Genomic DNA, 11,720 nt, shown 5'->3' with positions numbered 1-11,720 from the left:
ATGATTCCTGATTCTCGCCCTACGTCACACGGCGGACTTGCTGTTAGCTACTGGCCTCACCCAACCCTGGCACGTAGGGCCCACGGTGATAGTGACATCCGCTACAGCACCTGCTATGTCATCAGCGGTCTCGAACAGAGTCGGGTATTCCTGGAAGGCATACTGTTGCCCCGGATCGAGGGTAACGGAGATCTTGTCGTCTTGGTCTGAGAGCGTTACCTGGATTTCTGCCTCTGACCCATTCAGGAGAACTCCGATAAGGCGTGCGGGCTCAGCCTCGCCGTGTGTGACTAGGAGCAGGTTTCTGACTTCGACAGGACCCACCTCCGCGTTCATGCCGAGGTTTATCGATCCCAGCTCCGTCGGAGGTATGGGAGGGGGTCCGAGGAAGGAGCAGCCTGACAACCCCCCGACCATAAGCAGCAACCCTGAAGCAATGATTCGATTACGCACGACACTCCGCCTGGAGGTAAGAGGAGCCTTGGTCTGGCTGGCGGAGCGCACGATGCTGCGGTCCGACAGTCGCACGGAGATCAGTGCGAACATTCTGGTCAGTGTGGGTCCTCCTGCTTGGTCTATTGCGGCTACTTGTGGTCTTTCTGCTAAGGCCATCGCCCGGTGATTTTCACTTCCGACGATTAGTTTATGTGCCGCGCGCAACTCAACCCTTGACCGATGCCGCGCGGAAGCAGGCGAGTTTGGGGAAGATTGCGGAGAACATTATCTTGCGGGACGCGATCCAAACAAATTTTTCTAAGATAGTTGAGCCCGCACCAGATTGCTTACCAAGTGCTTATCGATTTTCTGGGGCAGCTTGAGGCCTAGCGTAGATGGGTTTTCAGGAAGAGGGATGTTCGCGCGAATGCGTCTGTTGCCTCGACTGCGGCGTGGTGCGGAAGGTCCGGGTCCAGGGCAAAGCCGTGACGGGCCTTGGGGTAGACAATGACAGCGGATTGCGTGGTATTGGGGGTGAGGATTTCGCGCATCTGTTGGATGTCACGAGCGGGGGTGCTGGCGTCCTTGCCGGCATATATTCCCAGCCAGGGGGTCTTAAGCACGCGTGCGGCATCGATTCCGCTGAGGATGCCAGGCCAGCGTGGCGAAGCCAGGCTAGCGCCGTAGAAGGTGACGGCGGCGTCGATGCGCAGTGTTGCTGCCGCCCACACTGCGAGGGTCCCTCCCATAGAGAAACCCATTATCGCTACTTTCTGTGCTCCCTGGGCGCGGATCCAGGTTAGGGCGCTCTCGATGTCAAATGTGATCCCTTTGGCCGTAAGGGTGTCGTGGTACCGGCGGGCTTTTTTGAACTTCCCATCGGTGACGACGGGGTCCTCGATGCGGTGGTAGAGGTGTGGCGCTGCCGTGATATAACCGCAGCCGGCCAGGCGGACGACGAGATCGGCAACTGGCGCGGAGAGGCCCCAGACCTCATGGAGCACGATGACTCCAGCTCGCGCTTCACCGGTCGGCACTGACACTGTCAACGGGACATCACCAGGCCCTGCAGTTTTAATCGCGTGTGAATGGTCGGAACGGTTCGGGATCGGTTGCATGCTTTCTCCGTTCGTTCGAGGACTCCCTTTGGCCGCGGTGTTATCGGAGATATCCGCGCCTAGCTCGTGGAACCGGTGGACTGGAACGAGGAAGCTTCGTCCGTGATCAGGTTAGCGACGGCTTCAGGATGGCAACAGGGCGATGGCCAGCATCCGAGGTCCCGCTCGTTATTGCGGAGCCGGATGTCGAGCGCGCACATCTGACATTCCTGACGTGGACTTCAGTACGTGGGGTTGAATGGGAGCATGGATGCAATCTGCGTGTACACGATCGGGCATTCGACTCATCCCATTGATGAGTTCGTTGGAATGTTGACTAAACACGGTGTCGAACGACTCGTCGACGTGCGCACCGTTCCGGGGTCTCGTCACAACCCGCAATTTGCGGAACACGAACTTATCGTCAGCATGCCGGAGGCAGGTATTGACTATCAGCGGCTCCCTGAGCTCGGCGGGCTACGACACACCCCGGCGGCAGAAGCATCTATCAATGGAGCGTGGCGTAATAAAAGCTTTCGCAACTACGCCGACTACATGCAAACGTCCGAGTTCAGAGCCGGTGTCGACGAGTTGCTGGCATTGGCGAGGAATCAGACAGTGGCGATCATGTGTGCCGAGGCTGTGCCCTGGCGTTGTCACCGATCACTGATCGGAGACGCATTACTGGCGCGGGACTTTCAGGTTCTCGACATCATGAGTCTGACCTCGACCAAGCCGCACACACTGACCAGCTTTGCCAAAGTCGATGGCGACCGTGTCTGGTACCCACCAGAAGAGTGATCGATGAGGGTGCCAATCCAGATCGGGGCGACGTAGTACAGCGAATATGGTGAAGAGATTCGGCAACAGTGTAAAAGCGGAAGGTGCACCTATGATAAAAAAATTCTCAGTCGGCGATCACGTGCGCTGGAACTCCGAGGCCGGCCATGTGCGCGGCACCATTACGAAGATTCATACGAAGGACGTGGAATACAAAGGCCACATTCGCCGCTGCAGTGTTGATGATCCGCAGTACGAGATCACGAGCGACACGACCGATCACGTGGCGATGCATAAGGGCGAGGCCCTGACGAGAATCTAGCCGTGCGCGGCCACCACTATGGATACCAACGCGAACGTGCCCACGTTCTGTGCTTGCTGGCATTGGCGATGGCGACCACGGTCGGAGGTCGGCGGTCTGTGCCGCAGCCCGGATAGAAGTGAGTTGGCGCGCAGATGTGGTCACCTTCTGTTGCGTCATGGATGGTAAGGGTGGCATCACTTCGTAGCTATATTGACATGAGCTACTGCCAGTGCAAGTCTGAATTGTAGGCATGGACGGGTGAAGCGAGGACAGTATGGGCGAATTCACAACGGAAACTGATCAGCTCACGCGGGTGCGCCATCGCACCATTTCCGTCGATGGGGTAGAGATCTTCTTCCGGGAGGCGGGCCCGGCGGATGCGCCGACTCTCGTACTCCTGCATGGCTTCCCTGCTGCGTCGCACCAGTATGCGCGCCTGATGGATCGGCTCAGCGATAGGGTACATCTCATCGCACCGGATTACCCGGGTTTTGGTTACAGCAGCGCTCCCGCCTCGAGCAGCGGCGGCGGAGACTTCGTCTACTCTTTTGATCACCTCGCTGAGGTCATGGAAGCGTTTCTGGTCAGCCTCGGCATCGACGAGTTCTTTATGTACGTTTTCGACTTTGGGGCTCCTATCGGGTATCGCATCGCGTCGCGGCATCCGAATTGGATTCAGGGGGTCATCGCACAAAATGGCAACGCGTATGAGGTGGGGCTGGGGCCGAATATGCAGCCTGTGGTTCAGTACTGGATAAATCACGAGGGGATGGAGCCGGTTATCCGTGGAGCGCTGACAGCTGACGCAACACGCTCCCAGCATCTCGAGGGAACGGCACGCCCAGAGTCCGTCGATCCGGACGTATGGACCTTGGATCAACACTGGCTCGATCAAGCTGGACGAGACCAGATCATGCTTGATTTGCTTTATGACTATCAGTCCAATGTCGTGCTGTACCCCGTGTGGCAAGCGTGGATGCGCGAGCATCAGCCTCCCATGCTTGTGCCGTGGGGGCGCAACGATCAGTTCTTTTCTGAAGCAGGGGCGCGCGCGTACCTCGATGATCTTCCCTCCGCTGAACTGCACCTGCTCGACACCGGGCACTTCGCCTTGGATGAACAGCTGGACACCGTCGTGCATTTGATCGATGACTTCATCGGGCGACATACGCAAGAGGAGCCACTCGAAGTACACGCACCTTAAACACAAACAGAAAGATAACGACAATGTCATTTGAGCAACGCCTCTCCGTCCGGGATGTCGATCCTGAGGCTTATAAACCGATGGTTGCCCTTGAGAAGTACATCCACGCGGGAAGCTTGGGTGAAGCCTTGTTGGCGCTGGTGAAAATTCGTGCGTCGCAGATCAATGGTTGTGCGTACTGCCTGGACATGCACGGGCGTGAAGCTCGAGCGGCGGGCATCGATCAGCGTCGCCTCGATGTGTTGGCTGGATGGGAGGAAGCGCCGAACGTGTACTCCGAACGCGAACGTGCCGCCATAGCACTCACTGAGGCGGTGACACTCATCGGAAACGGCGGTGTGTCGGACTCGTTGTGGGGGCAGGTGAGGGAATCATTCGAGGAGAGGGAAATTGTGCAGCTATTGATGGCCATCGCTGCGATCAACGTGTGGAACCGTCTGGCGGTGAGTACTCACCAGAGCCTTCCACCGCAAACGACCTAACTAATCTCGCTACTCCCATGATCGGCGGGGAGAGATATACATCGACACGACGCACGCATAAACTTAATGGCCGTGACCTCATCGAATGAAAAGGTCAAGGAGTATGACTCCATGCGGGGATTGGCATCTGCGGGCTGACTCGGTCGCTGGCGATCTTGGACTAGCCGCTTTCGGCTTTTCGGCGGAGGCACCCAACGCGGCCGCGCCGCTCGACCGATCGTTGGCGTAGAGGCATCAGGGTCGACCTACGGGCAGCATCGAGGAGGTTGGTGAAGACCACAAGGCCGACAATCAGTCTCATCAACGGGTCACGGCTGACGAGTCGAAATCCTTCGGCGAGGTCCGACCAGTAGGACGTGTGCGGCGGGTCGTTGTCGTTTTTCGCGCGACTGAGCAAGGCAGGCACAACGGTTACGAATGCCCAAGTCAGGAGAGCCGAAACTGCGAACGTGGCAGCATTGTCGAAGAGAGCCGCGATTGGTCCTACGGATGCCACAAGCAGTCCTGCGATCGAGGCGCCGATCAGCTTGGCGAACCGCTCCGAACCGTCGAGTAGGCCAATACACGGCGTGAGTCGCACACCCGCGCGAGCCATCAGATTGGGTAGCATAACCCGTCGAGCGGTCTGTCCAGGAGTGTCGAGCAATCCGCCTGCGAATATTATAAGGAGAAGCGAGCACAGTCGCTCGCAACCTGAGTGTGTCAAACCCCACAGGTTGCAAGACTCCAAGCTGAACCAAATTGGCGCGACTGGAGCCCAATAGCAGACTCGGTGCTAACTCACCATGTTCGCTTCGGGGACAACCATGATCGGCGATCGTCCGTGGTGCAGCACGGCTTGGCTAACGGAGCCTAAGAGCAGTCCGGGGAATCCGCCGAGGCCTCGGGTCCCGAGCACCACCAAGTCAGCGGTTTGCGTCGTTTGAACAAGAACTTCTGCTGGCTTTCCTACGAAGAGATGTCGACTGAGTTTCACGTCGGGGTACCGTTCTGCGACCGTAGTGATGACGCGGGTCAACTTTGCCAGTTCCTCTTCATAATACGGATCTGAATTTTCCATGGACGGCGACCAAACCAAGTCACCGACGGGTGTACCTGTCACGGACACCAATGCAAGCGGTTTGCCGTGGATGCGCGCCATTTCTGCAGCTTCCCATAACGCTGGGCTCTGCATACCCGAGTCAACCGCGATCACGATTTGACCAGCAAAGGAAAGATCATTAATCACGTTATCCTGCTGCCGCGGCCGGTCTTCTACATGCACTGCTTCGAAGAAGGTTGGCTGCATCGTGCTCTTTTCGCCGCGTTCGTTGCGGGGGACACCACGAGCACCTTGATCGTCTTCCAACTCGGTTGCAGTGGTATCGTGCCCCTGCAAAACCACGACAGTGGGACAGTGTGAGTGGGCCGCCAGGCCCGAGGAGACGCTACCTAACAGTCGCCCGACAAAACCTCCTCTGCCGCGCTTGCCGACTACGGCCAGTTTGGTGGTTTCGGAATGTTCGACAAGAACCTTGGTGGCATTACCGGACTCCACATGCGCTTCGGTGCGGATATTTTGAGCTTCTGCGCGTTTCGTTGCATGGTCCAGAACGGCTTGGGCTTCTTGTCTCGCGGCCAGTGCATAGCTCGCTCCGACAATGGGATCCGCGACAAAAGTTGAGGGAAACGTGCTCACTAATCGCAGTGACCAATTGCGACTATTAGCCTCGACAATTGCCCAATCCAGAGCTCTATCGCTGTTCGACGAGCCATCAACGCCAACCAGAATCACATTGCGCATATTCACAGCCTTGCATAGTCGAGGGAAAAAGGAGCGACGTTTGTAGCACCAGTTCAGGGGCGCCCGTCCGGACCAGCCTCAGTTCTGGCGAGCAGTGTCCGTTACACTGGAGGCCTATTCGGGCACTAATTCTCCATAAGACTAATTCTCCATAAGATCGAGGAGAGGAAACGGTATGGCCGAGACAATTGTTCTCGCACTAAACGGCGGTACGGGAAGCCGCGCTGCGCTCGACTGGGTGATTGAGCGTGCCCGCACCATTCAGGTATCTCTGGAACTGATTACTGTCATCGATCTGGCAAGGTTGCCGATGACGATTACGAAGGACAGGGTCATTCCTGCTTACGAGCAGATGTTAATGGACGCCGCAAGTCGATTGAGACGCAACGCGCCTGCTGTGCAGGTGATGACGTCGGTACGACGAGGCGCACCGCTCCAGGAGTTGCTGAATTCTGCCGCTAATGCCGATCTGCTCGTTATCGGTACGCGTGAGGCCACGGGCTCTCTCTATGGAACATTGCGCCACCAGATCGCAGCGGGGGTGAGTTGCCCCCTCGTTATCGTGCCCACAGACTGGACGCCTCGTAACGGTTCCGTCGTCGTCGGCGTGGATGACGACGAAACCTCTTACCTTGCGGTGGACTTCGCCGCTCGGGAAGCCGAGCGGCTCGGCCGTGAACTGTCGGTCGTACATGCGTGGCGTATCCCCACCTTGCTCGCTCTCAGATGGTTGGACGCTGGGGCTAGTCCGTATAACGAGATACGTATGGCACACGCTGAAGTTCTGGCAGGAATGGTCGAACGGGTCCGCGCCGAGCATGCGGCCGTGGTTGTTCGAGACACCCTCGAACACGGATCTGCTGCTTTGGTAATCACCGACGCGGCGGAGAACGCTGAAATGGTCGTGGTAGGCACCCCCGAACGGGGGATGATGGCTGGGCTGTTACTCGGCTCGGTTGCTCACGACCTGCTGATCAGTATGCCGTGCCCGGTCGTGGTCGTGCCGCACCCAGCCGATATGCCTCTGCTCATCGCGAACGCCGAGCAGAATAAATAATGACTCTGCAGAAGCGGCCGGGTTGACATATCGAGTTCATGCATCAATTACCCGGGTTTCGACGTGTGGCCCTTACGAGACTGTGCTTTCATGAGCATTACTTCCCAGACGGAGGCGCCCTTCCGAGCGCACGATCCCTATGCGCGTCTGGTGGAGGAAGTGCTTGCGGAGCTTGAATCGAAGCCGGAGGGCTTGAACGTTAGCGCTGCAGAGCAACGGCTGGCGGTTTATGGTCCTAACTTGCTGGCTGCCCCGCTGACGAAGAACCCGGTGGTGCGGTTTTTGTCTCACTTCAACGACGTGCTCATTTACGTGTTGTTGGCCGCTGCCGTGCTGAAGTCGATTTTTGGCGATTGGATCGATGCCGCAGTGATTTTCGCCGTAGCCGTGATTAATGCGGTGATTGGTTTCTTGCAGGAAGGCCGAGTTGAGAAGGCGCTGGACGGTATCCGCCGGATGCTGTCCTTGCACGCGTATGTTCGCCGCGACGCTGTGTGGGTTGACGTCGATGCGGAAGCGCTCGTGCCCGGCGATATTGTGCGAGTTTAATCCGGAGACAAGGTGCCGGCCGATGTGCGATTGATCGAGGCAACCACACTGCGCGTGGAGGAGTCTGCGCTCACGGGCGAGTCGGTTCCTACTTCAAAGAAGACCACCCCAGTCCTGGCTGATTCGGGACTTGGTGAACGGCACAGCATGCTCTACTCGGGCACAATCGTTACCACCGGTCGTGGCGTCGGCGTCGGCGTCGTCACCGGCACCGGTATTGACACGGAGATCGGCCGAATCCAGTCCATGCTCACGGGGGTGCAGAGCCTGGCTACGCCGCTCACACGGCAGTTGGACTCGTTCGGAAAGAAGGTAACGTTGCTCATTCTGGGCGTAGCTGGTGTCATGCTCGTGATCGGGCGTCTTTTGCACGATCAGAATGCCAATGATCTGCTGTCGGCAGCTATCGGGTTCGTGGTCGCGGCTATTCCCGAGGGCCTGCCGGCTCTTGTCACTATCACCTTGGCCCTTGGCGTACAGCAGATGGCCAAACGTCGAGCCATCGTGCGCAAACTCACCGCGGTCGAGCCGCTCGGCTCGGTTACCACCGTCTGCTCCGATAAGACCGGCAGGCTCACTCGCAACGAAATGACGGTGCGAAGCGCCGTCACCTGAGCCGCTCGATACCACGTCACCGGCATCGGTTACGGGCCCATTGGCACGGTCAGCGTCGATGACGAACTCGCCACACTCGATACCCGCCCCGACCTGGCTGAGCTCGTCACGGTCATGGCTCTTTGCAACGATGCCCGCGTTACCGAAGAGGGCGGCCACTGGCGTGTCGTCGGTGAACCGACCGAGGGCGCGTTGCGAATTCTCGCCCTCAAAACCAGCTTTGAGGGCGCCAGCTGGAAGCGGATCGTGGTCATACCGTTTGAGTCCGACAACAAATTTATGGCCATGCTCGATAAAGACCCCGACGGGAAAATGCAGATTCTTCTCAAGGGAGCGCCTGGTGAAGTACTCAAGGCAAGTAGCCTGCAGATCGGCATCGACAGAAGACCAGAGCCGATCGATGCGGTGTATTGGGAAAAGTGTGTGGACGATCTCAGTGCGCAAGGCCTGCGCGTGCTTGCCGCTGCACGCGGCGCCGCAGCCGACACGATGGTCGATCTCCACATCGAAGATATTGGCAACGGGCTGCTGTTTCTTGGTCTGGTTGGCATCGTCGACCCGCCCCGACCGGAGGCGATCAATGCGATCGCTACCATGCATGCTGCTGGTATTCGAGTAAAGATGATCACTGGCGACCATGCGGGCACTGCGCGAGCAATCAGCCGTGAGATGGGCATCACCCACGACGCGAACGCGCGGGTGATTACCGGCGCCGAACTGGAAGCGATGAGCCAGGACCAGCTCATTCGGATCGTGCGCGAGGTCGACGTGTTCGCCCGCACTAGTCCCGAACACAAGCTGCGCATCGTCAAGGCTTTACAAGCCCATAAGGAAGTCGTCGCGATGACGGGCGACGGCGTGAACGATGCCCCCGCGCTCACCCGTTCCGACGTCGGGGTCGCAATGGGGATCAAAGGAACGGAGGCGACTAAAGAGGTCGCTGACATTGTTCTCGCCGACGACAACTTCGCTACCATCGAGCGGGCCATTGAAGAAGGACGCCGCATCCGTGACAACCTGCAGAAGTCAATCGTTTTTTTGTTGCCCACCACAGCCGCACAATCATTGGTCATTCTCGTCGCCGTGCTCTTCGGATTTACCTTGCCTCTTCAGCCAGCGCAAATTCTCTGGGTCAACTTGATCACTGCCATCATCCTCTCGCTCGCCCTCGCTTATGAACCCGCCGAGCCCGGCATAATGCTACGTCAGCCCCGCAAACCAGGCGGATCCCTCATTGGCCAGGCCTACCTGGGCCGCATCCTCTGGGTGGCTTTGCTAATCAGTGGTGCCACTATCGCAGTTTTCTTCCTGGAGCTTGCTGTTGGGTCCCTTCTTGCGCAAGCGCAAACCACCGCGGTGACCATGCTGACTCTTAGCCAGGTCGCTTTTCTTTTCAACTCGCGGTTTTTGCGTGCGTCAAGTCTGAAGTTTGCCGTGTTGGGCGGTAACCCAGCGATCTGGATCTCGACTGGCACGCTTCTCGTACTGCAACTCGTGTTCGTATATACCCCCTTCATGAACCTCTGGTTCCGCTCCGCGCCAATCGGGGTACGCGAGTGGGGGTACACCCTGGGCCTGTCTGCTGCGATATTCCTGTTCGTCGAACTGGGCAAGGCGATCGAACGAGTGCAGGCGCGACGACAAAAGTGACCGTGTCGACACACCGACAGCGTCAGTGGCGCGGATAAATGACGACACTACCCCACGGGTCACGACCCCAGCAGATCGTGCGACAGCTGTTATGGGTGCCGCCGCTTTGCCGGGGAAGTCGTTGCAGCTGCGTCTGGTGGTGTCCTCGGTGGACAGTGCATGCAGCGCGCCAGCCCTGAGCTCGGACGGCCCGGCCAGTGCGTGCGACAGGGCGGGAGTCACCACGTACGAATTAGCGAAGTCGCTGGGCGTGGACACGCCGACCTCCGTTGAGCTGACACTTGTGTTCGGGAGTACATCCGAGGCTAAGCAGGTCGCCGCAGATGTGGGTGCCTCGGCAACTCCCTGAAGGCGACAGGTCCGCGCAGCACTACATGACCCAACAGGAACCCTTTGAAAGACCTGGGCGTGGCGCGTTCAACTTCCGTGTTGGTTGGACTGGCGGTTGGCGCAGCTCGGTCACGTCCCGCAGCAGGGTCCGTTTTAACACGATTAGATGGGATGATGAATCCTAATTATCGGTTCTCCTCAGATGTTGCCGAGATAGACCGTGACCAAGTACATCGTTGGATCAGTGAGCAGTCTTACTGGGCGCCTGGGCGATCACGCTCACGGCAGGACGCAGCGATTGACGGCTCGCACAACTTCGGCGTGTACGACACCGATACCAGCAGGCAGGTTGCCTACGCGCGCGTCATCACCGACGGCGTTACGTTTGCCTGGCTTTGCGATGTCTTCGTAGACCCCGCAGTTCGCGGACAAGGTATTGGCAAAGCCCTCATCGCGGGAATTCTAGAGGAGTGTGAGCCCCTGGGACTGAGGCGCATAGCGCTCTCAACCAACGATGCACACGGCTTGTATTCCAATCTAGGATTCACCGCTTTAGACAGTCCCGATACCTGGATGGAACGGATCGTTAACCCCGGCATATAGCCCTGCGAAGACTATTGGTGGAGGCGCGAGGCCCCAGTGGGAAGTGATGCCTGCGCCCATCTCCTCGACCGATATCGTGGAGTCCTGCTCCAGCTGACCCCGACGACTACCCCAGATTTGCAGGAAGTGACCGACTTTCTTCGCATCGCTGACCTCACTCTCAGCGGGCTCGATTCCCCCTCCGTGCACCTGTGGACGGCACGCGATGCAGAAACCGTCCACATCGTCGCCTGCAGGGGCTACGAGCGCAGCGACGACAACGACCACGTGCTCAATTCGGGAAAGTTCCGCCGCGCTGATCATTCCACCTTCGAGGTCTGTCCTGTCAAATGTGTGCGCCGCATCTACAGCAAAGTAGACGGTGTATCCCAGGTTTTCGCCAATGCGTACTGTCTTTTCGCAGCAGTGATTGGTGGTGATGCCGCAGATCACAATGGTCGAGGTAGCGTTTTCTCGAAGCCAGGAGTCAAGATCGAGTGTGCCGTGAAAACTTAAGTTGAGCGTTTTCTGAACCAATAGATCCGGAGTGCCGGATATGTAGCTTTTCAACGCATTGCCGGGGCTGCTGGGGTGTAGCGGGGAGAGCGGATTCGAGGAATTATGCTGCACGAAGCCGACCGGTCGCGAAAGCCTGTGCCACTCGCCCACTAACGCTGCGATGTTCTGATCACAGTCCGCGTTGTTTCGGGGTCCCCACCATTCGACTTGGTCAAATCCTTGCTGACCACGCTGTGGACAATCCCGAAGATCAATATCCTGTGTCGCGATGAGGTGTTGTGAGCCGTTGACATACTTTTCAGCGTATCCAAATGAAAGCAACGAGCGAATACC

The 11,720-nt window shown here is 58.1% G+C and carries 12 protein-coding genes; 9 read left to right on the top strand and 3 right to left on the bottom strand.

Annotation, left to right across the window (positions count from 1 at the left end; all coding sequences use genetic code 11):
* Positions 1 to 821 precede the first annotated feature (821 nt).
* Entirely contained in the window at positions 822 to 1,472 is a 651-nt protein-coding gene (locus CXY71_RS05775) for a dienelactone hydrolase family protein (RefSeq protein ID WP_233204450.1), read from the bottom strand.
* Between the two features lie 327 nt (positions 1,473 to 1,799).
* Between CXY71_RS05775 and CXY71_RS05770 the strand changes: the two genes are divergently transcribed.
* The 4 genes from CXY71_RS05770 (at position 1,800) to CXY71_RS05755 (ending at position 4,302) form a co-directional block, all read left to right on the top strand.
* On the top strand, positions 1,800 to 2,333 hold the full coding sequence (locus CXY71_RS05770; RefSeq protein ID WP_104134708.1) for a DUF488 family protein: 534 nt from the start codon (positions 1,800 to 1,802) through the stop codon (positions 2,331 to 2,333).
* A 91-nt stretch (positions 2,334 to 2,424) separates the two neighbouring features.
* Complete coding sequence (locus tag CXY71_RS05765) at positions 2,425 to 2,634, top strand: DUF2945 domain-containing protein (protein ID WP_104131165.1); 210 nt, start codon at positions 2,425 to 2,427, stop codon at positions 2,632 to 2,634.
* A gap of 256 nt (positions 2,635 to 2,890) precedes the next feature.
* Complete coding sequence (locus CXY71_RS05760) at positions 2,891 to 3,820, top strand: alpha/beta fold hydrolase (RefSeq protein WP_104134707.1); 930 nt, start codon at positions 2,891 to 2,893, stop codon at positions 3,818 to 3,820.
* 23 nt (positions 3,821 to 3,843) lie between these two features.
* A complete protein-coding gene (locus CXY71_RS05755) occupies positions 3,844 to 4,302 on the top strand; it encodes a carboxymuconolactone decarboxylase family protein (protein ID WP_104134706.1) in 459 nt (152 codons plus the stop codon).
* Between the two features lie 775 nt (positions 4,303 to 5,077).
* Here the strand turns inward: CXY71_RS05755 and CXY71_RS05745 are convergent.
* On the bottom strand, positions 5,078 to 6,085 hold the full coding sequence (locus tag CXY71_RS05745; RefSeq protein WP_104134704.1) for a universal stress protein: 1,008 nt from the start codon (positions 6,083 to 6,085) through the stop codon (positions 5,078 to 5,080).
* Positions 6,086 to 6,260: 175 nt separating this feature from the next.
* On the opposite strand from CXY71_RS05745, the gene CXY71_RS05740 reads away from it, so the two are divergent.
* The 5 genes from CXY71_RS05740 (at position 6,261) to CXY71_RS05725 (ending at position 10,889) form a co-directional block, all read left to right on the top strand.
* Positions 6,261 to 7,142 carry a universal stress protein gene (locus tag CXY71_RS05740; RefSeq protein ID WP_104134703.1) on the top strand — a complete coding sequence of 294 codons (882 nt, stop codon included), beginning with the start codon at positions 6,261 to 6,263 and terminating at the stop codon, positions 7,140 to 7,142.
* Between the two features lie 90 nt (positions 7,143 to 7,232).
* A complete protein-coding gene (locus tag CXY71_RS22590; RefSeq protein ID WP_368665864.1) occupies positions 7,233 to 7,691 on the top strand; it encodes a cation-transporting P-type ATPase in 459 nt (152 codons plus the stop codon).
* Positions 7,692 to 7,703: 12 nt separating this feature from the next.
* The gene (locus CXY71_RS22585; RefSeq protein ID WP_368665863.1) at positions 7,704 to 8,306 is read left to right on the top strand and encodes an HAD-IC family P-type ATPase; all 603 of its coding nucleotides are present in this window, start codon (positions 7,704 to 7,706) and stop codon (positions 8,304 to 8,306) included.
* A 114-nt stretch (positions 8,307 to 8,420) separates the two neighbouring features.
* Positions 8,421 to 9,956 carry an HAD-IC family P-type ATPase gene (locus CXY71_RS22580; protein WP_368665862.1) on the top strand — a complete coding sequence of 512 codons (1,536 nt, stop codon included), beginning with the start codon at positions 8,421 to 8,423 and terminating at the stop codon, positions 9,954 to 9,956.
* A 501-nt stretch (positions 9,957 to 10,457) separates the two neighbouring features.
* Positions 10,458 to 10,889 carry a GNAT family N-acetyltransferase gene (locus CXY71_RS05725; protein WP_368665861.1) on the top strand — a complete coding sequence of 144 codons (432 nt, stop codon included), beginning with the start codon at positions 10,458 to 10,460 and terminating at the stop codon, positions 10,887 to 10,889.
* On the opposite strand, the gene CXY71_RS05720 is transcribed toward CXY71_RS05725, so the two are convergent.
* Positions 10,839 to 11,708, bottom strand: a complete 870-nt coding sequence (locus CXY71_RS05720; protein ID WP_104134701.1) for an isochorismatase family protein — start codon at positions 11,706 to 11,708, stop codon at positions 10,839 to 10,841. The two genes, CXY71_RS05725 and CXY71_RS05720, sit on opposite strands and share 51 nt — an antisense overlap.
* Positions 11,709 to 11,720 lie beyond the last annotated feature (12 nt).

The organism is Cryobacterium sp. Y62 (assembly GCF_002929785.1).
Classification (GTDB): Bacteria; Actinomycetota; Actinomycetes; order Actinomycetales; family Microbacteriaceae; genus Cryobacterium.
This window is presented reverse-complemented; position numbering and strand designations above follow the sequence as displayed.